The sequence below is a fragment of the Anabaena sp. WA102 genome, from assembly GCF_001277295.1.
GTDB classification, from domain to species: Bacteria; Cyanobacteriota; Cyanobacteriia; order Cyanobacteriales; family Nostocaceae; genus Dolichospermum; species Dolichospermum heterosporum.
The window spans coordinates 1,468,672-1,493,609 of the sequence record NZ_CP011456.1 but is presented as its reverse complement, the minus strand read 5'-3'; the positions used below and the strand labels follow the sequence as shown (position 1 = coordinate 1,493,609).

23 protein-coding genes and 1 tRNA gene are annotated in these 24,938 nt (G+C 39.6%); 10 read left to right on the top strand and 14 right to left on the bottom strand.

The annotated features are described in order from the left end of the window. Positions 1 to 144 precede the first annotated feature (144 nt). The 3 genes from infB (at position 145) to AA650_RS06375 (ending at position 6,141) form a co-directional block, all read left to right on the top strand. Positions 145 to 3,234, top strand: coding sequence for a translation initiation factor IF-2 (gene infB / locus AA650_RS06385; RefSeq protein WP_053538411.1), 3,090 nt, complete (start codon positions 145 to 147; stop codon positions 3,232 to 3,234). 512 nt (positions 3,235 to 3,746) lie between these two features. Continuing rightward, positions 3,747 to 3,995 (top strand): hypothetical protein, encoded by a 249-nt coding sequence (locus AA650_RS06380; protein WP_039205187.1) that lies wholly within the window; start codon positions 3,747 to 3,749, stop codon positions 3,993 to 3,995. A gap of 490 nt (positions 3,996 to 4,485) precedes the next feature. Continuing rightward, positions 4,486 to 6,141, top strand: a complete 1,656-nt coding sequence (locus tag AA650_RS06375) for a DUF1565 domain-containing protein (protein WP_053538410.1) — start codon at positions 4,486 to 4,488, stop codon at positions 6,139 to 6,141. 25 nt (positions 6,142 to 6,166) lie between these two features. Here the strand turns inward: AA650_RS06375 and AA650_RS06370 are convergent, their stop codons facing one another. After that, a complete protein-coding gene (locus AA650_RS06370) occupies positions 6,167 to 6,457 on the bottom strand; it encodes a DUF3493 domain-containing protein (protein WP_039200401.1) in 291 nt (96 codons plus the stop codon). A gap of 33 nt (positions 6,458 to 6,490) precedes the next feature. On the opposite strand from AA650_RS06370, the gene AA650_RS06365 reads away from it, so the two are divergent. Continuing rightward, a tRNA-Thr gene (locus AA650_RS06365) sits at positions 6,491 to 6,562 on the top strand. A gap of 755 nt (positions 6,563 to 7,317) precedes the next feature. Here the strand turns inward: AA650_RS06365 and AA650_RS06360 are convergent. The 6 genes from AA650_RS06360 to AA650_RS27655 form a co-directional block, all read right to left on the bottom strand. Further along, the gene (locus AA650_RS06360; protein WP_053538409.1) at positions 7,318 to 7,572 is read right to left on the bottom strand and encodes a hypothetical protein; all 255 of its coding nucleotides are present in this window, start codon (positions 7,570 to 7,572) and stop codon (positions 7,318 to 7,320) included. A gap of 45 nt (positions 7,573 to 7,617) precedes the next feature. Then, the gene (gene rdgB / locus AA650_RS06355; RefSeq protein WP_053538408.1) at positions 7,618 to 8,199 is read right to left on the bottom strand and encodes an RdgB/HAM1 family non-canonical purine NTP pyrophosphatase; all 582 of its coding nucleotides are present in this window, start codon (positions 8,197 to 8,199) and stop codon (positions 7,618 to 7,620) included. A 152-nt stretch (positions 8,200 to 8,351) separates the two neighbouring features. Beyond that, complete coding sequence (locus tag AA650_RS28605) at positions 8,352 to 8,501, bottom strand: hypothetical protein (protein ID WP_234413322.1); 150 nt, start codon at positions 8,499 to 8,501, stop codon at positions 8,352 to 8,354. 20 nt (positions 8,502 to 8,521) lie between these two features. Next, a complete protein-coding gene (locus AA650_RS28600) occupies positions 8,522 to 8,671 on the bottom strand; it encodes a hypothetical protein (protein WP_234413320.1) in 150 nt (49 codons plus the stop codon). 239 nt (positions 8,672 to 8,910) lie between these two features. Then, positions 8,911 to 9,204: a hypothetical protein gene (locus AA650_RS06350; RefSeq protein ID WP_039204548.1), complete on the bottom strand. Its 294-nt coding sequence runs from the start codon at positions 9,202 to 9,204 to the stop codon at positions 8,911 to 8,913. Positions 9,205 to 9,529: 325 nt separating this feature from the next. After that, positions 9,530 to 9,700 carry a chlorophyll a/b-binding protein gene (locus AA650_RS27655; RefSeq protein WP_027402036.1) on the bottom strand — a complete coding sequence of 57 codons (171 nt, stop codon included), beginning with the start codon at positions 9,698 to 9,700 and terminating at the stop codon, positions 9,530 to 9,532. A 250-nt stretch (positions 9,701 to 9,950) separates the two neighbouring features. Between AA650_RS27655 and ald the strand changes: the two genes are divergently transcribed. Continuing rightward, on the top strand, positions 9,951 to 11,042 hold the full coding sequence (gene ald / locus AA650_RS06345) for an alanine dehydrogenase (protein WP_053538407.1): 1,092 nt from the start codon (positions 9,951 to 9,953) through the stop codon (positions 11,040 to 11,042). A gap of 94 nt (positions 11,043 to 11,136) precedes the next feature. On the opposite strand, the gene AA650_RS06340 is transcribed toward ald, so the two are convergent. Next, a complete protein-coding gene (locus AA650_RS06340) occupies positions 11,137 to 11,526 on the bottom strand; it encodes an MAPEG family protein (protein ID WP_015083489.1) in 390 nt (129 codons plus the stop codon). Positions 11,527 to 11,605: 79 nt separating this feature from the next. Between AA650_RS06340 and AA650_RS06335 the strand changes: the two genes are divergently transcribed. Both AA650_RS06335 and AA650_RS06330 read left to right on the top strand, forming a co-directional pair. After that, positions 11,606 to 12,397: an ABC transporter ATP-binding protein gene (locus tag AA650_RS06335; RefSeq protein ID WP_053538406.1), complete on the top strand. Its 792-nt coding sequence runs from the start codon at positions 11,606 to 11,608 to the stop codon at positions 12,395 to 12,397. Between the two features lie 51 nt (positions 12,398 to 12,448). Then, positions 12,449 to 13,873, top strand: a complete 1,425-nt coding sequence (locus AA650_RS06330; RefSeq protein ID WP_053538405.1) for an MlaD family protein — start codon at positions 12,449 to 12,451, stop codon at positions 13,871 to 13,873. A 138-nt stretch (positions 13,874 to 14,011) separates the two neighbouring features. Here AA650_RS06330 and AA650_RS06325 read toward each other — a convergent pair whose 3' ends face one another. Then, positions 14,012 to 14,308, bottom strand: a complete 297-nt coding sequence (locus tag AA650_RS06325) for a DUF3288 family protein (protein WP_039204075.1) — start codon at positions 14,306 to 14,308, stop codon at positions 14,012 to 14,014. Between the two features lie 243 nt (positions 14,309 to 14,551). Here AA650_RS06325 and AA650_RS06320 point away from each other — a divergent pair, with 243 nt between their 5' ends. After that, positions 14,552 to 17,002: an ATP-dependent Clp protease ATP-binding subunit gene (locus AA650_RS06320; protein ID WP_053538404.1), complete on the top strand. Its 2,451-nt coding sequence runs from the start codon at positions 14,552 to 14,554 to the stop codon at positions 17,000 to 17,002. A 153-nt stretch (positions 17,003 to 17,155) separates the two neighbouring features. On the opposite strand, the gene AA650_RS06315 is transcribed toward AA650_RS06320, so the two are convergent. Both AA650_RS06315 and AA650_RS06310 read right to left on the bottom strand, forming a co-directional pair. Next, positions 17,156 to 17,497, bottom strand: coding sequence for a hypothetical protein (locus tag AA650_RS06315; RefSeq protein WP_053538403.1), 342 nt, complete (start codon positions 17,495 to 17,497; stop codon positions 17,156 to 17,158). 935 nt (positions 17,498 to 18,432) lie between these two features. Continuing rightward, a complete protein-coding gene (locus tag AA650_RS06310; RefSeq protein ID WP_053538402.1) occupies positions 18,433 to 19,800 on the bottom strand; it encodes a sensor histidine kinase in 1,368 nt (455 codons plus the stop codon). 80 nt (positions 19,801 to 19,880) lie between these two features. Here AA650_RS06310 and AA650_RS06305 point away from each other — a divergent pair, with 80 nt between their 5' ends. Continuing rightward, positions 19,881 to 20,573: a response regulator transcription factor gene (locus AA650_RS06305; protein WP_053538401.1), complete on the top strand. Its 693-nt coding sequence runs from the start codon at positions 19,881 to 19,883 to the stop codon at positions 20,571 to 20,573. Positions 20,574 to 20,801: 228 nt separating this feature from the next. Beyond that, positions 20,802 to 21,113 carry a hypothetical protein gene (locus tag AA650_RS06300; RefSeq protein ID WP_027402027.1) on the top strand — a complete coding sequence of 104 codons (312 nt, stop codon included), beginning with the start codon at positions 20,802 to 20,804 and terminating at the stop codon, positions 21,111 to 21,113. Positions 21,114 to 21,318: 205 nt separating this feature from the next. Here the strand turns inward: AA650_RS06300 and AA650_RS06295 are convergent, their stop codons facing one another. From AA650_RS06295 to AA650_RS06280, 3 genes are all read right to left on the bottom strand, one after another. Next, positions 21,319 to 21,843 (bottom strand): DUF2085 domain-containing protein, encoded by a 525-nt coding sequence (locus AA650_RS06295; protein WP_053538400.1) that lies wholly within the window; start codon positions 21,841 to 21,843, stop codon positions 21,319 to 21,321. Positions 21,844 to 21,894: 51 nt separating this feature from the next. Continuing rightward, positions 21,895 to 22,692, bottom strand: a complete 798-nt coding sequence (locus tag AA650_RS06290) for a Uma2 family endonuclease (RefSeq protein WP_053538399.1) — start codon at positions 22,690 to 22,692, stop codon at positions 21,895 to 21,897. 386 nt (positions 22,693 to 23,078) lie between these two features. Continuing rightward, complete coding sequence (locus AA650_RS06280) at positions 23,079 to 24,740, bottom strand: serine/threonine-protein kinase (RefSeq protein WP_053538397.1); 1,662 nt, start codon at positions 24,738 to 24,740, stop codon at positions 23,079 to 23,081. Positions 24,741 to 24,938: the final 198 nt, after the last annotated feature.

Genomic DNA, 24,938 nt, shown 5'->3' with positions numbered 1-24,938 from the left:
TATTAACCCGAAACATCTCTCTTTCCTAACTGGAGGCACCGGCAATATCACCAAGGGCAACCGAAAAAACAGTGATCAAAGGGTGGAGATGTCACAAACCAGGCAACCATCCATTAAAACTGTAAATTAAAGGGGAAAGAGTGGATGAACAACGGAAAAGTTAGAATCTATGACTTATCAAAGGAATTGAATTTGGACAATAAAGAGCTACTAGCAATTTGCGATCAGCTCGATATTGCGGTCAAAAGCCATAGCAGTACGATTTCCGAATCGGAAGCTGAACAAATTCGTAGCGCCGCCGAAAAAGTGGCTGCCGCGAATTTAGTCTCCAAAAAGGAACAGGGTAAAAACGGCCATAAACCAAATTCATCCCCAAACCGTTCCAGCGCCAATCACAAACAGCAAATTCTAGAAATTCGCAAACCGAAAATATTGAGAAACACTACTACCAACTCACCAGATACTTCAGTTGCTACTGACGCTACTGAGGCTAATAGTCCTTCACCTCCACGGCCTTTCGCTACACCTGTCTCATCTATGAAGCCGACGGCACCAACTCGACCAGTTCCCCGGAATCAATCCGAGACTCCGCTCAAACCTAATCCTACCCAACCGGAACAGGTGTCTAATCCTCAACCGGTGGCGGAAAAGGTAGTAGGGGAAAAATCAGAGAAGATATCTACTCCTAGACCTAAACCAGAGAAACCGCAAAAACCCCAATTGGTTTCGCCCCCTGCCAGAGTAGATGGCACAAAATCACCAGATACGCCGGTAGTCGGAACATCGGAAAAACCTCTGCTCAAACGCGATCGCACCCAGCGGGTCGAGGAAGACAGGCAACCAGTTAGAAGTAAGGTTAATAAGCCCTCATCTGACCAAAGTTCACCATCTGCACCACCTAAACCTAGTCGGGCTAATTCAGCAGCCCCGACAAGACCAGAACAGCGCAGTGGCAGGCCATCCGTTGGCGGTGATATTCAACGTCCTAGACCCGCACGTCCCGGTGAACCAGCAGCCATTCCCACGGCAACTCCACCCAGGCATAATGCCGGCAGCGCAAAAAAAGAATCATTGGATGAAACACCAATTGTTCCCGATCTCCTTGATTTAAAACGCCCTACACCCCCGCGTTTAAACAAAGGTGGGAAGAAATGGCAAGAAGAAGAAATCATTGACGAAATCAAAGAAAAGGCTAAGTTGGGACCTAAGGGCAAACGGGTCAAACCAATCTTAGAAGATGATTTACTCGATGAGGATGATTTAGATGAAAACGGTCTAGAAATTTCCACAACCGTCCAAGCTAGTCTCTCTATTGCCCGTCCACCCAAACCTAAAGGGACTCGTGCTGGTGCGCCAACTGTAGCTGTTGTAGCTGCTCCTACCACCAGAGGTAAGAAATCTAGTTCTTCCCGCGACCACAATCGTCGTCAAGAAAATATCGAGCAAAAACCAGATCGTCCAGCCACACTAGCTGTCACTGGTCCATTAACAGTCCAAGAGTTAGCTGATGCCTTAGTAATTGCCGATACAGAGATTGTCAAAATCCTGTTTATGAAAGGCATGGCTGTCAGTATCACCCAAAATTTGGATATTCCGACCATTACCCTAGTCGCCAAAGAACTAGAAGTAGAAGTCGAAATCGTCGAACGAGAAGCTGAAGCCCGGAAAGTCACAGAAATGATTGACGTGGCTGACTTAGATCACCTCATTCGTCGTCCTCCAGTTGTTACCATCATGGGTCACGTAGACCACGGTAAAACCACTCTCCTCGACTCAATTCGCAAAACCAAAGTTGCTTCTGGGGAAGCGGGCGGTATTACCCAACATATCGGCGCATATCATGTTGATATCGTCCATGAAGGTAAACCACAGCAGATTGTTTTCCTCGATACTCCTGGTCACGAAGCCTTCACCGCGATGCGTGCCAGAGGAGCTAGGGTGACAGATATTGCCGTTTTAGTCGTAGCTGCTGATGACGGTGTTCGTCCCCAAACCATCGAAGCTATTAGCCACGCTAAAGCCGCCGATGTTCCCATTGTTGTTGCCATCAACAAGATTGATAAAGAAGGCGCACAACCAGAACGGGTTAAACAGGAACTCACCAATTACGGTCTCACCGCTGAAGATTGGGGTGGTGAAACCATCATGGTTCCCGTTAGTGCCATTAAGGGCGAAAATCTCGATACCCTCCTAGAAATGATTATGTTGGTGTCGGAAGTAGCCGAACTATCCGCTAATCCAGATCGGGTCGCAAAAGGAACAGTCATTGAGGCTCATTTGGATAAGGCGAAAGGTGCAGTTGCTACCTTGCTGATTCAAAACGGTACTCTCCACGTTGGAGATATGCTGGTCGCTGGTTCAGCCTTCGGTAAAGTCCGAGCGATGGTAAATGATCGCGGTAAGCGTGTAGATATCGCTAGTCCATCCTTTGCTGTGGAAGTATTGGGTTTAAGTGATGTCCCTGCTGCTGGTGATGATTTCGAGGTTTATGAAAACGAAAAAGAAGCTCGTTCTATAGCCAGCGATCGCGCCGACAAGCAACGTCAGTCTCGATTGTTACAAGGTCGTGTCACTCTCACTACCCTGTCAGCACAAGCACAAGAAGGCGAGTTAAAAGAACTCAACCTCATCCTCAAAGGCGACGTACAAGGTTCTGTGGAAGCCATTATCGGCTCTCTGCGCCAAATTCCGCAAAACGAAGTCCAAATTCGGATGCTCCTAGCTACCGCTGGAGAAATCACCGAAACAGACATAGACTTAGCTGCTGCCAGTAACGCTGTGATCATTGGTTTCAACACCACCTACGCCAGTGGAGCTAGACAGGCTGCGGATGAAGCAGGTGTAGATGTTCGAGAATATAACATCATCTACAAACTCTTGGAAGATATCCAAGGTGCTTTAGAAGGTCTACTCGAACCAGAATTGGTGGAAGAACCTTTGGGACAAACAGAAGTTCGTGCTGTCTTCCCAGTTGGTCGTGGTGCTGTTGCCGGTTGTTATGTGCAATCTGGTAAACTCGTTCGCAACTGTAAAGTCCGCGTCCGTCGTCATAATAAGGTAGTTTATGAAGGTGTCCTCGATTCCCTCAAACGGATGAAAGAAGATGCCCGTGAAGTCAACGCAGGTTATGAATGTGGTATCGGCATTGATAAGTTCCATGACTGGGTGGAAAATGACATCATTGAATCCTACCAATTGGTAACTAAACGTCGGACTTTAACTATGACTAAGTAGTGACGTGCATCCAGCGTTGAGTGCTGAGTTGATGAGTGTTGAATTGAGACTGTTTCGAGTTCAACACTCAAATAATGTAAAATCAGCACTCCGCTTAAAAGGAGTTAGGAATTAATGAACCACGTTCGTGTCCCGTAGGGATAGAAACAAAAAACACGAAGGCAGAAGAAAGAAGGAAGAAATAGGTAAAATCCTGTTTGGGTCGGAGTTTCATTATCTATTGATGTCTTAACCCCCTGGGTTTGCTATAAATTTTAAAAAAATTCCCTGTTTAATTGAAAACAAGTTGTTTTAGAAATTTCTCGCAGAAAACTCTGCATTTAGTGATGAATGCGACAGAATTTTCAGGTATAAAACCATTATCTTGAAAACAGATTAAACAAAAATTTTCAATTTTAGGTTTGGGTAACTAGATTTACGTCTTTCCCGGGAATGTGAAATAAATTATCAATCTGAAATCTAAAATCCCAAATTGTCTAAATCTGGAAGTGAACAACAAGGAATGAGGAATTATGGCTCAATTTCCAACTTCTAGCAACTACGCGCATAGTACCGATAGCAAAGGCTATGTCAATGGTGAGCGTATAAATCATCAATTATCTGCTAATACTCAATTTTGGCATAACCTGAAATACGTGATTTCTGCTAGTTCTGGTTTTCAAAGATGGCAATTAGAATGTAACGCTCAATTACAAAGTTTACGTCTAGATCAGCAAGTACAAATGTATTTAAGAGAGACTTTAGAAACTTTAGCTTATTAACCCTTTGACAAAACAAATATTTACCAATTGCTTTAAGCAAGGACTTTGGGGATAAGAAATCTTATCCTCAATTTTTATGTATAACAGAGAACAACAATAATAATTGGAGTTTAGACTAAGGGAACACCAAAAAATAAATTACCCAATTTTGTGGGATGGACATACTATGGCTAACGCCACGCTACGCTATCGACAAGCTCAGCACAAGTCCTGCCCGTCCTTGATGATTAGCGGGCTTTTCGTCCCGCACCACAAGAAATTTTTGGGTATTTTTTTAATTGGAAGTCCTTAAGTTTGTTACTCGTCCTACCATACCACATGATGTCTAGATATGTCTAGTATGTCATGGTAAATTGCGTTCTATATTCTCTCTAGAGAACTCTACAAAAAGAAATTTTCAATGTCATTATATAAGTTTTGCAGATGAATATCTGTTACACTGCACTCTTGTGAAAGTACCATAATTAAAAGCACATAATTCAGTAAAAAAATGAAAAATCAGGGTTTTCACATTTCTCGTTTATCTTTACAGACCAGTCTCACCGCTTTGTTATTAGTTGCTGGTAGTTCTCCTCTCATACTTAGTCAACTTAAAGCTGGTGCGTCCCCAACTTTAACAGCCCAAGTACCAGCTAGTGGGACTGTCATTTACGTTAACTCTGTCACTGGAAAAGATACTTCCGGTAATGGAACTACAGAAGCCCCCTATAAAACTATCACTTTTGCCCTTTCTAAAGCTACAGCCGGGACGGTTGTTCAGGTTGCTCCTGGAAACTATAGTAAAGATAGTGGTGAAACATTCCCCCTTGTTCTCAATTCTGGAGTCACGCTTCAAGGTAATGAATCCAACAAAGGTGAAGGAATCGTCATTATCGGTGGTGGCTATTATACCAGTCGCACTTTTGCTAGACAGGATATTACCCTGTTAGCGAATAATGGCACTATCATTACAGGTTTAACTTTTACCAACCCCAATTCACGGGGAACGGCTGTATGGGTAGAATCCAGTAACCCTGCAATCAAAAATAGTACCTTTATTAACAGCATCCGAGAAGGGATTTTTGTGACAGGTACGGGAAATCCCCAAATTGAAAATAACATCTTTTTGAAAAATAAGGGGAATGGAATTTCCGTAGCTAAATCGGCTCAAGGTGTGATTCGTGGCAATTTGTTTCAAGATACTGGTTTTGGTGTAGCGATTGGTGGTAGTTCCACACCTTTATTAGAAAGTAACAATATCACCCAAAATACAGACGGTCTTTTTATCTCGGAAACTGCAAAACCCATACTCCGTAAAAATGCCATTCGCAGTAATAAACGAGATGGTATTGTCGCTACTATTAGTGCAGTTCCTGACTTGGGTACGAGTGAAAATCCTGGTGGTAACCTCATCCGTGATAATGCCCGTTATGACGTGAACAATGCCACTAAAGCTGGCAAAATTGTCGCTATTGGTAACGATATCAACGAGAAGCGGATTTTTGGTGCTGTGGATTTTGTCGCGGCTAAGGTGACTACACCTCCCGATAACAATACTGGGAATACTGGAAATACTGGAAATACTGCTTTTAAAGATGTGCAAACAGGTTATTGGGCAAAAGCTTACATTGAAGCCTTAGCTTCTCAAAATATTATCGCTGGTTTTCCAGATGGTAGTTTTAAACCCAATGAACCTGTAACTCGCGCTCAATTTGCTGCCATTATCAATAAGGCTTTTAAACCTTCAGCAACACGCAAAGGCATTACTTTTAACGATGTCAAAAGCAATTATTGGGCTTATAGCGCCATTCAAACAGCTTCTAGTAGTCCGTTCCTGTCTGGTTATCCTGATTTAACCTTTAAACCAGAACAACAAATTCCTAGAGTGCAAGCAATAGTTGCTTTAGCTAATGGTTTGGGTTTAACTGCGAATACTCAGACTGTGATTAACTTCTATACTGATGCTAGTCAAATTCCCAGTTATGCAGTTAGTCCAGTAGCAGCCGCAACTTCACGGCAATTAGTCATTAACTATCCTACTGTTAAAGAGCTTGCACCTCAGCGTCAAGCAACTAGAGCCGAGATTGCGGCTTTTGTCTATCAAGCCCTAGTTAATGCTGGTCGTGTTCAACCCATTAATTCTCCATATTTGGTAACTGGTAAGTAGGTAGAGGCAGAGGGCAGGGAAATATTTACTCTTGCCTTTTGCCTTTTGCCTCTTGCCTATTCTTCCTGTTTTCCCATTTCCAGAGAAACACCATTAACCCAATTACTCCTAGCTGGATTGCGAAATTAGGCGCTGCTTGTTCAATATCGCGTCCTGCTAGGAGTTGAAAGAAGAAGACGAATGCACCAATAAAGCCAGAAGCACCGACACCAATATAGATAAATTGCCTTAACCCTCGATAGGGTGCGGCTACTTCGGCTTTGAGGCGTTCATATTGTTGCGGGTTGAGATTTTTTGGAGAATTTGGTTTTATCATCAATAAATTATGTTATGATGTGTAACTGTGTACGCCGATGTGGCTCAGGGGTAGAGCAACTGATTCGTAATCAGTAGGTCGTGAGTTCAAATCTCATCATCGGCTTTAAGTAATATATACTCTAAACGGCTTTGTCCTTTGATTCTATAGGTAGGGGTAAAGTAAAAGCTTATTGGTGTCAACTTAAGTTAAAAATGGCTTATCTGTTGCCTTCCACAACCGCCAGGGAATGAATTCCCTGTCTCATAGCTTAATTCCATTGAAACGTACTAATACACGGCGTAAGTGAATAAATCATTTTCAAGCCTTGTAATCAATCAAATTTTCAGAGATTTTAATGATCATGTTATTTACGCCAACCTGTACTAGGTAATGAGAATCATAATCAGCAGATAATTTGAGGGTTTTTGCTAGAGTTAGTGCCATTTCGTGAACTTGGGGAAATTGAGAACTTCCATAAAGAACTATCCCCAAATTAACGCATCTTGCAAAGCTTTTTTTGTCTCCTCAATGGTTAATAAATTTGCTTGATTCATGCGATGTAAAGCATTAGTGATTTCATAATAAAATAATGTGGGAGCAATAATAGTATCAGAATTTTGTTGCCAATTTTACCACAAGATCCAGATCCCCGACTTCTTAGATCAATTTACATTTTATTGACAAGATTAAAAAAGAAGTCGGGGATCTTCTTTACGCTAGCTTTATTTTCCGCTTCTTGTCTGATAGTATCTGTGATGGTATCAATGGGAAGAGTAAATTCTACTTTAGTCATAAGATCACAATTTTCTATTTGTAAGTAGTTCTCATTCTCAAAAAACTTGATACTATATATAATATCATTTCTAAAACAACTTTCATTATTCGTTATTTTCCCTGCGAACTTCTCGCACAATTTCACAAATCTCTTCTGTTGTCAAAGGATGAGGATCATTTACTGCTTCTCTTCTTTTCCTTAATTCATTCCAATCAAATTTAGCAGCTTTTTTAAAAAAAATACCATCTTCAGTCATGGTAACTGAATATTTTTGACCATTAACAAATTGTTCTCGAATTTCTGGAGGAAGTTCTAGGTTTCCTTCTGGTGTGAAAGTAATAGTAATTGTTTGTTCCATAATTACCTCATTTACTTACTTTTCAAAACAAAATAATACTATATATTATAGTATATCTAGAGCTTTTAATCGGGGAACTAAAGCTTTTAAAGCATTACCACGATGACTAATTGATTTTTTTAAATCCGTCGTCATTTGAGCAAAAGTCAATTGTTTATCTGGTACATAAAAAACCGGATCATAACCAAAACCACCATCTCCAGAAGGTGCAAACAAAATTTCCCCGTGACAAATACCCTCAGATTGAATTACTATTTCTCCTTGAGGATTTGCAACTGCGATCGCACACACAAATTGAGCTTGGCGATTTTCCTGATCACCTAATTCTCTCAATAACCTCTCAATCCGTTCTGTATCCGTGTTCCCATAACGAGCAGAATACACCCCCGGCGCACCATTGAGGGTATCTACCTTTAAACCAGAGTCATCAGCGATCGCCCAACTACCCGTAACTTTAGCAATTTCTGAGGCTTTCAGACAAGCATTTTCCGCAAAGGTTTCTCCCGTTTCTTCCACATCTAAATCTTCCGGTTTTAAAGCTAATTCCCAACCAGAATCAGCTAAGTAAGCTTGCATTTCCTTCAATTTTCCGGGGTTTCCTGTCGCTACTACGAGTAATTTAGTCATCAGTTGTTAGTTGTTAATAAAAAGGTAATTACAGCGGTTTCCGCTCTTATGAGCTACATCTTAGCCCCCTCATCGCTTGCGGGGAGGGGGTTGGGGGTGGGGTTCTTGTATTTCACTCAACCAAGAACCGCCATATCAAATTCTGAGATTATTTATGCTAAATTTTCCGAGAAATTGACTTTTTTATATAATTGCTTTAAAGATAATTCTACATTAATTGATGACAAATTTATCATAGCATCTTCAGTTTCATACTCCGTTAAAATCCATTGATTTTCCGAAGTTTTCACATATTGCATCACATAATATTTAGTTTGGTCAATTAAAATATATTCTTTAAATTCAGGAATTGAGCGATAATAAAGAAACATTCGTTTTTATAATCAGCTTTTTTTTCTAATTCTAAATATTCTTCTGGTGTATAGTAAGCTGTAACTACTTTGATTTCTTGGGTAGTAGTTTGTAATTTCATAGATCTATTTAGTAATAGTTACTAAGAGACTTCCAAATAAAAAAATGTCCCAAAACTGATGCAAAAATTCTCTCTCTGTGTACTCTGTGCCTCTGTGGTTCGTTTCTTGGGATAATTTATTTCTTGGAAGTCTCTAATTGAATTTTACCTGATTTTGAATAGTTTGATAATCACTAAATTACAAAACCCGTAGGGGCGCAGGGCTTGCGCCCTAATTTATATTACATTCAAAGGTTTTACTACTGACGGGGTTTCTTCTTGGAAACCTTTAATACAGGTAAAGGGTCAGCGGAAGACTGAGGAGGTAAATAATATTGTGCAACAGGTTCTTCTGGTAAAGCCGGACGCTGCTGCATTCGCCATAATTTAAAGACGAGAGCTATTCCGGCTGTCCCTAAACCAAAGGTGAAAAGTGACCAACTATCATCCAAACCACCAATCAGCGCATCTATTGTTCCCACTGTTATCAACGCACTAATGATAGGTTCTTTGCGGTAGGCTGACTTTAAAAAACGAGGTAATACAGCATTCATCACAGCTTACTTAGTTCCAATTAGAGTTTTTGTATAAATTTACTCAGAATATCCCAACTAAAATTTGTCTGTTTCATCAAAGGCAAATAATAGCACGAACAATTGTAATTTCCTTTGGCAACAAAGGGAGTACGGTAATTAACACCCACAGAAGTAATTGCTTTGAGGATCATCACAGTTATTTCTATTGTACTAGGACTGAGGCACTAAGTTAACTTGGGGAAACAGCCTGAGAGGACAAAAATAAACCGAAAACTAATGTAGAGACGTTCCATAGAACGTCTCTACACCCAATTCATACTATCAGTAACGCCAAATTAAAAGTCTACTTTAAACCGAGCCATGCAAGTACACCTTGATTGGTAACGTATTCAATTACTACCATTAAAATAAAGCCGATCATTGCCGCTCTGCCATTTAAACGTTCAGCATATTCATTGAAACCAAATTTAGGTTCTTCTAATTTGGGGGTGATGGTTGGTTGTTGTTGTGTCATAATCAGTGATTCCTTTCTTGATAATTGGCAAACAAAAATTTACAGGGATTTTTCAAGTAAATTGCTGAAGATGGTCGTCGGTACTTAACAATTTTTAATTATTCTTTATCTATTGTAAGAAGACTGGCGGATTAGTCAAGGTGTAGCGTGAGGGAGAATAAAAATTTTGCATTTTGAATTACTGAATACGGAAATAATCAGCTAGGTACTGGCACGCTAAAGTGAAACAATCAAATATAAGAGGCTATCAATGGAAATTGGTGTTCCCAAGGAAACTAAAGATCAAGAATTTCGGGTAGGTTTAAGTCCTTCCAGTGTTCGGGTATTACGGGAAAATGGTAATAATATTTTTGTAGAAAGTGAAGCTGGTACTGGCGCGGGATTTACTGATGAAGACTACCGCAATGCTGGGGCAGAAATTGTCAATACTGCCGATGCTGCTTGGAATCGGGAGTTAGTTATTAAGGTAAAAGAACCTTTGGTGAGCGAGTATAAATTATTGCAAAAGGAGCAATTGTTATTTACTTATTTACATTTAGCGGCGAATCGCCAGTTAACAGAATATTTAATTGATTGTGGCACTTGTGCGATCGCTTATGAAACCGTAGAACAACCAGGAGCAAATAAACTTCCCCTACTCACCCCCATGAGTATTGTTGCTGGTCGGTTAGCCGTACAATTTGGCGCAAGATTCCTAGAACGTCAACAAGGAGGCAGAGGCGTACTTTTAGGCGGTATCCCCGGAGTCAAAGCTGGTAAAGTCGTAATTTTAGGTGGTGGTGTCGTCGGTACAGAAGCCGCTAAAATCGCCGTCGGTATGGGTGCATTGGTGCAAATCTTAGATGTCAACGTGGAACGTCTATCTTACTTAGAAACCTTGTTTGGGTCGAGAGTAGAACTACTTTACAGCAACTCCGCCCATATTGAAGCCGCAGTCAAAGATGCCGATTTACTCATTGGTGCAGTCTTAATTCCTGGCAAAAAAGCCCCCATTTTAGTATCTCGTGAATTAGTTAAACAAATGCGCCCTGGTTCAGTGATTGTAGATGTTGCTGTTGATCAAGGTGGATGTGTAGAAACATTACATCCTACATCCCACACTAAACCAGTATACATTGATGAGGGAGTCGTACATTATGGTGTTCCTAATATGCCGGGAGCAGTGCCTTGGACATCCACGCAAGCCCTAAATAACAGTACCCTACCCTATACTGTCCAGTTAGCAAATCTGGGACTTAAAGCCTTAGACATGAACCCAGCCTTAGCAAAAGGTTTAAATGTCCAAAATCACCGTCTTGTACATCCTGCTGTGCAAGAAGTATTTCCCGATTTAGTTGGGTGATTGGTGATTGGTGATTGGTGATTGGTGATTGGTGATTGGTGATTGGTGATTGGTAAAATTTAACCCAGTCTCTCCCCAGTCCTCAGTCCCCAATCTACTTCACCATAGATAAAATAATCCCCACCAGCGAACCAAGAATTAGCACGATACCGCTGAGAGAACTAATTGCAAAACCAGGACCGCGTTTTTCAGCAGCTTGATAATATCCCCAAGCATAAGCAATTCTTCCTACTATCCAAGCTGCACCGAGAGCAGAACCCCAAATAGGACTAACATAAATAGAAAACAACCATAAAGCCGGGATAAATAAAGCTAGTTGTTCCAAGGTATTTTGTTGTACCCTTAGCACTCTTTCAAAATCCAGGTTTCCTGTAGTCTGCGGTACAGGGACTTGATATTTAGCTCTAGCTATACCAACATTAATTGTCACTACAAAATATAGTATAAGTGCGGAAACAGTAACTAAACTAGGATAAGGAGACATAGACTTGAGTAAAATGGGAAAATAACGTGCTTTACAAAATATTATAGGTGACAGATGAGAATTTAATTACTAACTAGCAATGACAGAAACATTAGAACCATTAATTGAATTAAAAGGTATTTCTAAAACTTTTGGTAACAACAAGGTTTTAGATAACGTTGATTTAAAAATATACCGAGGACAAGCACTAGGAATAATTGGCCCTTCGGGAACTGGTAAATCAACGGTTTTAAGGATTATAGCCGGATTATTAAAACCTGATGAAGGGGAAATTTATATTCAAGGAGTACGCAGAGAGGGTTTAATAGAAGATGCTGCTGATCCGGTGGGAATTGGTATGGTATTTCAGCAAGCGGCTCTATTTGACTCTTTGACAGTCGAAGAAAACATTGGATTTCTACTTTATCAACATTCTCGACTCAAGCGATCGCACATTCGGGAATTAGTCAATCAAAAATTAGAATTGGTAGGACTAGCAGATATTAGTCACCTTTACCCATCAGAACTTTCTGGAGGAATGCGAAAAAGAGTCAGTTTTGCTCGTGCTATTATGTCAAATCCTCAACGTCCTACAGATAGTCCAGAGGTTTTATTATACGATGAACCTACAGCCGGATTAGATCCCATTGCCTCAACGGTAATTGAGGACTTAATCCGTGACTTACAAAATACACAAGGAGTCTGTAGTACTTACTCCATTGTGACTCACCAAGAAAGCACTATTCGGCGGACATCCGATCAAATAGTATTTCTTTATCAAGGAAAAGTGCAATGGCAAGGTACAGTATTTGCCTTAGATCATACAGAAAATCCCCTAATTAGACAATTTATGAGTGGAAGTGTCAATGGCCCCATTCAAGTAGCTGGTTAAGTACCAAATCAAAGAAAATTGCTGAGTTTAACGCTATCAGTGGAGGAATAAATGCGAGGTCTAATTAGCAGTTTCACGTCTGCACGCATGATGAGAGAAGGTTCTGTAGGATTGTTGCTCCTGGTGGGGTTAGGCGCATTTGGCACAATTTTACTGTGGTTAAATAGAATCACCCCTGGAGAAACTTCTTACAGAGCAATTATCGAATTTGCCAATGCTGGGGGAATGCAAAAGGGTTCAGTAGTCCGTTTTCGGGGTGTGAAAGTGGGAACTATCACCAAGGTTCAACCCGGAACAAATGCCATTGATGTGGAAATTCAAATTAACTCCCCTGATTTAATAATTCCCAGTAATTCCCTCATTGAAGCTAATCAAAGTGGATTAATTAGCGAAAATATTATTGAAATTACTCCCAAAGGAGATTTACCAGGGAAGTTATCTGCCAAACCTCTAGATAAAGACTGTAATTCTAGCTTGATTATTTGTAATGGTTCTCGATTAAGAGGGACAATTGGCATCAGTGTAGATGAACTGATGCGTCAATCAACTATTTTTGCGGCTCAATATAGTAACGAAAAGTTCTATAAAAATGTGAATCGCACCTTAGAAACCTCGGCTAATGCTGCTGCTAATATCGCCGATTTAAGTAAGGATTTACAAGATTTGAGCAAAACCTTCAAAGGACAAATAAGTGTATTTTCTGGTACGGCATCTACATTACAACGCTCTACAGCCCAATTAACTACAACTGCTACCAAAACCGCAGATCAATTAGGGACAACAGCTAAGGATTTTAGTATCACAGCTAAACAAGCAAATCGCTTACTAACAAATTTAGATAATCTCATCACTACCAATCGTTCTTCTTTAGTTGGTACTTTAAATAGTATGACGGAGACCAGTAATCAACTTCGTCAAACAGTTACAAGTTTATCACCTGCCATTAATCGCTTAACTCAAGGACAATTATTAACCAATTTAGAAACCCTATCGGCAAATGCAGCCGAAGCTTCTGTGAATTTAAAAGATGCCTCTAAAACTTTAAATGATCCAAAAAACATTGTTTTACTGCAACAAACCTTAGATGCGGCGAGAGCAACATTTGAAAATACCCAAAAAATCACCGCGGATTTAGATGAATTAACAGGTGATCCTAAGTTTCGTCAAAATATGTTGCGATTGGTAAATGGTCTGAGTAAATTAGTTTCTTCTAGCAAAGACATTCAGGAAAAAACCAAGGTAGCTGTAACTCTAGATGGTCTCAAAGCTGATGCTAATCAATCAAAGGTAGTAATTACCGCACCTGTTTCCGAAAAACAAATATTAGTAATCAATCCCCAACCCAAAATAGTGGAGAAAGTGGAAACAACCCCCGCACCAGTCCCAGAACCACCCAATTTATCCCAAGAACAACTCCTCCAGCAACTTAGAGAATATCGAGAGAAGGGAATAGGGAACAGGGAACAGGAGAAGTAGGGGGAGTGGGGGGAGTGGGGGGAGTGGGGGGAGTGGGGGGAGTGGGGGGAGTGGGGGGAGTGGGGGGAGTAGGGGGAGTGGGGGGAGTGGGGGAAAAATAACACAACCGACAACTGACAACTGACAACTGACCACTAACTAATTCCAATCCTGCTCATCCTTTTTGCCACGACTTTTGTAAACTCCTCCTGTATCATGGATTTGACGGGTTTTGGCAAATAGTTCAGCTTCAGTTAAACCCCAGCGTTGCAAAACTTTATCTAAGTTGCTTTGGATGTCCCGCGCTCCCGGAAAACCTTGATAGCGAATTTTTAGTCTAGCTAATTCTGATAAATTGTAGTCCGTTGCGTCTTGAGCGAGTAAGATATCAATAAGGGGGCGATCGCGGTTGTAGAGTGGATGTTGTTGGTCTTTACCACCGAGAATTTCTGTCATCATCAATACCTGTACGAAGTTAGCAATCCATCAACAACTCAAGATGAAAAATCTCGACCATTGCTAATTATCCACCATTATCTACTGAATGACGGCAACTACGCCTTGTCACTTACGGCTCTCACTACTGCCATTCAGCTTAAAATAAAGATACATTATCTTTAAGAAAATACAAGAAACTTTAGATGAGGGTGAACTTATATCTCACCCAAAGTCCAAGCAGCACGAGGGAAAGAACCCGCTATGTTTGAACACTTCACTTCCGAAGCCATTAGGGTAATCATGTTAGCTCAGGAGGAAGCACGACGACTGGGACACAATTTTGTAGGAACAGAACAAATTCTCCTGGGTTTAATGGGAGAAGGAACAGGTGTTGCTGCTAAAGTGTTGGCTGAGTTGGGTGTTACCCTGAAAGAATCCCGTCGGGAAGTAGAAAAAATAATTGGCCGGGGTTCTGGGTTTGTCCCACCGGAAATTCCTTTTACCCCGAAAGTAAAAAGCCTGTTTGAGCAATCTTTCCGAGAAGCTCACGGTCTTGGACATAATTACATAAACACTGAACACTTATTATTAGGTTTAACGGAGGCTGGTGAAGGAGTCGCCGCCAAAGTATTACAAAATCTAGGAGTGGATTTACCAGTTATTCGTTCGGCTGTGATGAGCCGATTGGGTGAAGATACAGCGGTTGTCACTGGTGGTAGAAGTAATTCCCAGCGCAATCAAAATTTATCCATAGAGGAGTTTGGCAGAAACCTCACCAAACTGGCTCAGGAGGGCAGACTAGACCCAGTAGTCGGTCGCCAGCCAGAAATTGAAAGAACGGTGCAAATTCTCGGTCGGAGAACCAAAAATAACCCGGTTTTAATTGGTGAGCCGGGTGTTGGGAAAACAGCGATCGCTGAAGGTCTAGCGCAACGCATTGTCAATCAAGACGTTCCCGAAATTTTACTTGATAAACAAGTAATTAGTTTGGATATGGGGTCTGTAGTGGCGGGAACTCGCTTCCGGGGTGAATTTGAGGAACGCCTCAAAAAAATCATGGAGGAAGTCCGCACCGCAGGAAATATCATCTTAGTGATTGATGAAATTCATACCTTAGTCGGTGCAGGTGGCACAGAAGGCGGTTTAGATGCAGCTAATATCCTCAAACCGGCTCTAGCCCGGGGAGAACTCCAGTGTATTGGTGCGACCACATTAGATGAATATCGTCAACACATCGAACGGGATGCGGCTCTGGAGCGGCGGTTTCAGCCAATTTTGGTAGGAGAACCATCAGTAGCAGAAACTATTGATATTCTCTATGGTTTACGCGGTGCTTACGAACAACATCATAGAGTTAATATTACTGATGAAGCGGTAATTGCCGCGGCTGAATTGGCAGATCGTTATATTAGCGATCGCTTCCTACCAGACAAAGCCATTGACTTAATTGATGAAGCTGGTTCTCGTGTCCGCTTGCGTCACTCCCACATTGCCAAAAACAAGGAACTCAAACGAGAATTAACCACCGCCACCAAAGCCAAATCGGAAGCCATCAGAACTCAAGATTTTGGCAAAGCTGGTAAATTGCGGATACAAGAATTAGAACTGCAAGCCAGACTTGATGTAGAAGAAAATCAAGAAACCGTTAACTCTCCCCTCGTCAACGAAGAAGACATCGCCCAAATTGTCGCTTCTTGGACAGGTGTTCCCGTCAACAAACTGACTGAATCTGAATCAGAGTTACTTTTACATCTTGAAGACACCTTACATACAAGGCTCATCGGTCAAGAACAAGCAGTTACAGCAGTTTCCCGCGCTATTCGTCGCGCCCGTGTCGGCTTAAAAAGTCCTAATCGTCCCATTGCCAGTTTTATCTTCTCCGGACCAACCGGTGTCGGTAAAACCGAATTAGCCAAAGCCTTAGCTGCTTACTTCTTCGGTTCAGAAGAATCAATGGTGCGTTTAGATATGTCCGAATATATGGAAAGCCACAACGTTTCCAAGTTGATTGGTTCACCTCCAGGTTATGTAGGATACGACGAAGGCGGACAATTAACGGAAGCTGTGCGGCGCAAACCCTATACAGTGCTACTATTCGACGAAATCGAAAAAGCGCATCCCGATGTATTCAATATGCTGCTGCAAATCTTGGATGACGGTCATCTTACGGATGCGAAAGGTCGGAAGGTAGACTTCAAAAACACATTAATTATCTTGACTTCTAATATCGGTTCTAAGGTAATTGAAAAAGGTGGTAGCAGCTTAGGGTTTGAGTTTGATAATGCAGCAGACGCTAGTTATCATCGCATTCGTAACCTAGTTAACGAAGAACTCAAAGCATATTTCCGTCCCGAATTCCTCAACCGTGTTGATGATATTATCGTCTTCACTCAACTCAACAAAGATGAAGTCAAGCAAATTGCTGAAATCATGCTGCGTGATGTTGGTAGTCGTCTCAAGGATAAAGACATCGCTTTAGAGGTAACAGAAGCTTTTAAAGAGAAAGTTGTCCAGGAAGGCTATGATCCTAGCTACGGTGCTAGACCATTACGCCGTGCTATTATGCGTCTCTTGGAAGATTCTTTGGTTGAAGCGATCTTATCTGGAGAAATAGCAGATGGAGATAAGGCTATTGTGGATGTAGACGATGATGGACAGGTGAAAGTCAGAAAATCGGAAACCCGTGAGTTGTTATTAACTAACGTTGGTTAATTACGGATTTCTACAATATTGGTAATTTATTTGGTGGGTGACTTTATGGTTAACCCACCTTTTTTTATGGGTTTTTTATAGAAGAATATGGACTAATTGAACTTACCTGCTGTGTCATCATCAAGAATCACTCCAGGACTAACGGAATATAAATTAACTCGTAAGTTTCAACGCAGCGGCTAAAATATCATCATCAGATTCTATCTCATCTAAATTATCTACCTTCATTTGTTGCATAATTTGACGATGAGTGATTTCATATTGAGCATCTACTAAAGTACGTGCTATTTGATAGGTGATTTTTTGCCAATCTTCAGGTGAAGCTATTATTTCTATATGCTGCAATGCTGTATAAGCCTCTGCTGGTAGCTTTAGTAAAAACTTTAAAGCTAAATTAATATTTGGCGTTGGTGTTTGTTCAGCTATTTTAGATAAATCTATCATCACCCCATCAGTTTCTTTATCAGAGTAAGTCAATCTAGTTTCTTCAGACATATAAATTCCTCGTGAACTTTGTGGTATAATAAAAACTGTATTTTTTCTCAATTTAGAAATTGCTAAGATTAAGTACACCTAACTATATATTCATTAATAAATTATTTTTATTAAGTTAAATCTTATTTTAAAATGCTCCAACCACAAAATTTAATACGGTTATGTCTTGATCTTAACATCTGGTGTGCGTCTTTGCTGTCGGATCGGAAAGGGAAGCAAAATTCATCCAGTCAAAGTTTAGTTACAATCATCAGGGAAGGCTATTGTGAAATAGGGTTAGTACAGTTAATTATATCTTGGGGTTACGCCAGGGTAGTATTCCAAGTTTGGATAATTTTAAATAGAAAAATAGGAAAAACTAATAGGTAATATTGGGTTTTATCAAACTAAGATTTATACAATATTGGTAATTTATTTGGTGGGTGACTTTATGGTTAACCCACCTTTTTTTATGGGTTTTTTATAGAAGAATATGGATAAATGAACCACGAAGAGCGCGGAGGAAGAAGGAAGATATACTCAAGATGGCTTAATTATGTGGGTTCTATAGGTATGGGTAAGGAAAAAGCTCATTGGTTTCAACTTAAGCTACAGATAGCTTATTTGTTTGGCTGACCGACCCATCTGGAACTGAAGTTCCAGGCTAATAGCTAAAGTTTACTAAAGTAAACTAAACAAGTTCAAAAATTTCTGGGTTATTTAGTCATCTTCAGATGACTTCTGCTATAAGACTGGGAATTCATTCCCAGTCGGACTATGGGTTTTACAGGAATATCCGGTAAGCTGGCTGACAGACCCACTCTCCCCGATGCGGGGAGAGGCTTTGAAACCCACATTCCCAGCCTTCGGCACGCTGCGCTAACGTAGGGAAGGGGGGAAGGGGGGTTAGGTTTCTGGAGATTATCGGTTTCATCTAATACTTTTCAAACACCCTCTTAGAGGTATGTTAGAGGAATTTTTACAGTAAAAGTTGTTCCTACTCCAACTTTACTTTCCACCAAAATTTCTCCCTGGTGTCTTTCTACACACTTCTTAACAATTGGTAATCCTAACCCAGTGCCGACAATACCTTCAACATTTTGAGATCGAAAAAAAGGTTCATAAAGCCTAGCCTGTTCCGCTGAAGAAATGCCTATACCTTCATCTATCACCTGAAAGATAGTAGTATCTGGTTGAGAATTTAAAACCAAGGATATACTACCTCCAGATGACGAATATTTGATGGCATTTAAAAGCAAATTACTAAGAATAGAGTACAACAATTTTTCATCTAGATTAGCACGAAAAGATTGACCATGCTTGATAAACTTTATAATATGATTTGTGTGACTAAACATCTGCACATCTTCCAGCAGATTCAAACAAAAGTTTTCCACATTGATTAATTGAGGTTTATAATCTAGTTCACCTGCTTCGGCTCTAGTCAAAGTTAATATATCTGTTAATAAGTGATTGATCAACTTTGCTGAAGACTGAATGCGATCAAGATTTTTTAATTCCTTTTTATCCACCAAATCCAGCAGAATTTCCCGTAATAACTGAGATGAAAGCAATATTACACTTAAAGGTGTACGAAATTCATGGGAAATCATAGAAAATAGCTGAACCTTTAATTCACCAATTTTTTTTTCTTGAGCAAGGGAAGCTTCCAAGGATTTAATCTGTTCTTGTTTTACTCCTTGACGCTCGATGATAAAACATAAACTGCAAATCACAACCAGGCTTAAAATAGTTCCTATTATTTCCATGATTATTCGTAAGTGAATACTCTGTTGCGACTGCTTGAGAGAACTTTCTAGGAAACCTTGTTCTTCAGTTTGAATATTTACAATGATAGGTATAATTTTTTCTCTTAAATTAACACTGATTTCTGTAATATTAGTTTGCTGTTGTAATGCAGTTCTATCTTGTTGATAAAGTTGTATTGATTCTTCTAAAAGAGATAATCTTTGATTAACCAATGATTTTAAACTGGCAAATCTCTGTTTTTGATTGATATTATTATGGATTTGAGTTTCTAATAAACTGACCTTAGTTTTTATATTATTTATGGCATTTTCATAACGCTCTAAATCTTGTCTACTTCCCAAAAATATATACCCTCTTCGTGCTGATTCAGCTACTGTCATAGCCGCATATAAATCAGTCAAAGTATTGAGAGTTTGATAAGTATGCTGAACTTGATTAGCATTTTCCTTAATTTCGGTAGTGTTATTAAATGAAGCGAAGGTAACTAGCACCATTAGCGATATAGCTAAAGAAACTCCAGCCGCAATCCATTTTTCTGAAAAATACGATTTCATAAATTATCCATTTATTTATTTATCAAGTCAATTTAAGTTAATATTTCCCTCATTACCTCTAGTTGAATAAGGGATAAATTATGCGAATTCTGATAGTTGAAGATGATACTCAACTGGCAGAAGCACTTACAGAAGCTTTGACCGGAAGACAGTATGTAGTTGATGTTGCTAAAGATGGAGAAGCAGCTTGGCACGCAACGGAGTCAATGAAATATGATTTAGTAGTGCTAGATGTAACTTTGCCAAAGCTAGATGGAATCAAATTTTGTCAACGGTTACGGAATACTAGCACGAACAATCCAGCATACAGAAACTCGACAACACCAGTATTAATGTTAACAGCCCGTGATACTGTAGCTGATAAAATTACTGGTTTAGATGCCGGTGCAGATGATTATGTCGCAAAACCATTTGATCTAGAAGAATTAATGGCTCGCATACGTGCTTTACTTAGACGAGGTGGTGCTGCCAGTACAATCAGTTTATCTTGGGGAAAGTTAGCCTTAAATCCTAGCACTTACGAGACAACTTATGACGGTCATCTTATCTCCTTAACTCCTAAAGAGTATGCAATTTTGGAATTGCTAGTTGCAAATGGTAGAAGGGTTTTGAGCCGCTCTAGTATTATTGAGCAAGTTTGGTCTGTTGATGACTCTCCGGTAGAGGAAACCGTAAGGTCTCATATTAAGTCTCTTCGGCAAAAATTAAGACTCTTAGGTGCATCTGAAACTTTGGTTGAAACAGTTCATGGTTTGGGATATCGTCTCAACTAATACAAATTATTTGTGAATTTGCGCTTAATATTACCAATAATAGATAGGATTCATAAGATTTTCAATTTCCAGAATGGTTGATTTATAGAAAAATAGGCTCACCATCATCATACAGACCTCTATAAGATTTTATCTACACAAATTCTGCACAAATTCTGCACGCTAACTGCATATAGAGGTTGTATTCTGATAGTGAAGATAATTTTTAACCCAATAAAGAGTTTATCAATGGAATGGAAAGATCTATATTTTGGCTGGTTAATTGAATTAATACCTTTATCACAAGGTTATATATTCAAATGCTGGATGTCTAATGAAGAAATAGGGATTAGCAATAACCATATTTATCCTAGTTTATCTCAGGCAATGATGGCAGCTAGGACAAGAGCAAAAATCGAATCTGTTAGGTTAGTGCTGATTAGTTTCTTAAATGAATACCACGACAACCACAACTTAACTACGCAAGAATATAAGGATCTAAAAAATTCAATTTCTGAATTCGCTACTGTTGCTAGTCAATTAAAAATGCAGGACTATTAAACTAAGGCGATGAATCAGAAAATTATTGATTATTAAGAGAAGCGAAACAACGCTTTACCACCTATCTTCAAATAATAATCAATTCTTAAAAGATTTTAGTAGTTATGCAGGGTGCATAGCTTAAATCAATTTTTTTTGCATCAAAGAGAGAGAGTAGAAAATGTTAACAAACATTATGTATAGACTTGGACGTGGAAGTGGTAGGCTAGTTATCATTAATTTTTGCATCTGTTGACAGATACAAAATCGGCATAGTAAATAAACCCCAAGCCAAACCAGTAATCAAACCAAAAGGTGTAACAATATAATTATCAAAATCCCACAAACCAAAAATCTGCGCTGCTAATTCCAACGGATAAGCCATCATCAATATACTAGCAAAAGCCGCACCAGTCCAACCATATTGACTTAACCAAAAAATGCCTTTGCCATTAGTTACCGCATACAAAATTCGAGTAATTAATAACCCTGTCACTGTGCCATAGCAGCGCATACAAACTGCCATAATAAAAGGTGGTGCTAACTCCAAACCCATAGTAGGCTGCGGACATACATGATTACCCATAAAGTAAATAATGTCCGCAATCCCCGGAAGCACAAACACACCAGACCCAGCCAAAAAAGGAGCAAGAGGGGGACCAAAAACCATACCAGCTAATAGGAAATCAGCCAAAAAACTTACCCAATTAAGTTTAAACTGTAAATTCCCGGATAAAATTGCCCTTTGCATCTTTTCTCTGTATCCTCTGTGCCTGGAGTGGTTTGTTTATTTAATTATAAATCATAAATCATCATCTGGATTTATACCCATTGCTCGTAAACGTTCGGCTAATTGTGCAGCCTTTCGTTCTGCTTGTTCAGCCCTTTGTTGTTGTTGTTCAGCCCTTAATTTTTGTAATTGGGCTTCTTCTTGACCTACCAATAACAAATTACCATCTAAATCCCACCAGCGCAGCCAAAGTTGTTCAGGATTATTTAAGTAACTTCCTTGCCATAGTCCCAATTCTACACCTAATGGCGCAATAGGATAATGTCCACGTTCGTTAGGCTGGATTTTTTGGTAAGAAAAATCTACCAAGTGATAAACCTCTAATTTATCATTATTAACTTCATAGATGGCATAATAGGGAACACGGATAATACGTTCATATACCCAGAATTTACCAGGTTTTTCACCTCCCTGTAAACCCGCTAGAGGGGTTGAATCTCTTTCTTCTTCACCATTACCACTGGCTAATTCTATAACAATTAATGGAGGAATATATTCCCGCCATAAAACATAGGAACGACGAATTTTACCATCTAATCTTGGTGCTACATCAGGGACATAAAACCAATCTGGTGCTACTGTACCTTTTTCTGGTGGTTCAGTTTCGCGCCAATAAATCCCACAATCTTGACCTATACAAAATTGTCCGTCGGGATGTTTTTTTTGTAAAGTTTGAATTATGGAATCTGTGATAATTATGCTTTGGGGATGTTCTTGAAAGTTTTTCACAAACGTACCATCAGACTCTGGTAGTTGAGTATGATCAGGAAACTGCGGTGGTATAGCAATATCAGCCAGGGTTTCACTCATACTATTTAAAAGATTGCAGTTGTTTATTTAGTATTATATAGCGATTATCGGTTAAGTGAGATACAAGAACCCTACCCCCTCCCCACAAGCGAAGCTACGGTGTACACAGAAGTTATCGAATCACCATTATTCCTCAAATTACCCCACCCTAACCCTCCCCTTGTCAAGGGGCTACGGTGTACACACAAGTCGATGTAAACTAGGAATAGAATGAAAGCGAGGAGATAATATCCGCTTTTCAGGTATTACCTTAGATGTACGGTTCTTGCCCTGATCCTGTTTGCCATTACTGGCAGAATCATCTCTGACAAGCGTAACTTTCCGAGAGTCCCCCGGTAGGTTTTTAATGTCTTTGCTGACAAATTTTAAATTAGCTCCTAAGATAATCAACCAGAAATATCCCATGAAGAATCAGTATCAATTGCTTCTAACTTAGCTAATATTTTAGGTTTAATTTTTTCATATTCTTTTTTCAATATATTTTTACTAATCTGAGCATCCGTTGATAAAGTTGAACCCTGACTAGAAACAAGCCACTCTTGCAATCTTTCTCTTTGAGCCGCAGCAATACTTGATTGTAATATATGTGTGCAAGGATGAGGAGTTTCTTTAGTAAAGAATAATAAACGATATTGCCCAGTATTCTGTAGTAACCCCGTGATTTCTTGACCAGAATTAGTTTTGAGATCCAAATAATAAGACAACCATTTAGCCCCATGTTCACGAGTATAAATAACTGTAATCCACAACATGACCGGATGAGGAGAAGAAATAAATAGAAATTGATTGTAGCGAGTACAAACTAAGCGTTTTTGAATTTCTTCTTGGGGTAGCATCACCCATAACGCTGGTAACAAAGTTTTATCGTGGTAAATGGGTTGAATAAAAACAATATTGGCAATTGGTTTATTGTGTGGCCAAGTAACTAACTGCGTGATGTCATGATCAACTGAATATCTCCGTAGTTCGACTTGTGTATTGTGATTGGTAATGGGAATTGCCAGCAGATTGGTTTTTATTGTCTCTGCTGGTGCAGGAACTACAGGGAAGTTGGGGTTAATAATTTCTTGAGCATCTTGATATATAAGAGTATTATTAATAACCGAAGTATCTTTAATGAAATGAGTATTATTAATAACAGGATTATCTTTAGTGGTATTATGCGTGTCCTTTTGCTGTTCTACAGTAGCAAGAATATTAATAATTTCATTGATACTTTGGGGACGTTCACTAGGTTTTTTGCATAAACAATTCATAATTACATCTTCTAATTGGTTGGGTAGGTGCAAATTAGGAGAAATTTCCGCAAAGGAACAGGGTTTTTCAAAAGTGTGCGCTTTATACCATGATCCAAAAGTGTTGGTTGATGCCACCACAGGAATTTTACCAGTCAGCATTTCAAACATCATGATCCCAAAACTGTAGATATCAGAACGACTATCTAGTTCTTTACCTTCAATTTGTTCAGGAGAAGAATAAGCCAAAGTTCCTAAATAAAACTTGGTATGGTCACTATCAGACATGAGTAATTTAGCAATACCAAAGTCTAAAACTTTGACTAATTCTCCAAAACTGGGATCTTGAATCACCATGATATTGCCCGGTTTAATATCACGATGGATGATTGGACAAATTTTTCCATCTACAGGAATACCATCATGAGCGCACTGTAGTCCTAAACCGATTTGCTTGGCTATTCTGAGAAATCTTGGTAAACTTAGGTGTTTTTTGCGAATGATCTGACCTAATGTTTGTCCCTGTAGATATTCCATAACGTAGTATATTTCATCTACCCCATAGTCCATGACTCGGACGATATGGATGCTTTTTTGACCGAGTAAGGCGCAAGTTTTAGCTTCTCGCTCAAATCGTTCTTGCCAAGGCATCCTTTCGTTTTGCATTGATAAAGTTAGAAACTTGACTGCAACAGGGACACCTCCCAGCAACGTATCCTTAGCACGATAGACTCGTCCCATTGCGCCAAAGCCAATTAGCTCTTGTAGTTGGTAACGGTTTCCGAGTAAGCGACCAATGTTGGGGTCTGACATAGAAAATTCGACTCCAATGTTTAACAGTTCAAGGGATAGTTTTGTAGGTTTTGGTGATTAGAAAATAGGTTGAAAACCTGAAAATTAAAACCGAAAATTCATCAATCAAATCGGATTGCTATTAACTAAGTAGGTTAAGTAGGTGAACACAATAAAACCAAACTGTGTAAAGAAACGTAAAATCGCTGAAAATTTCTT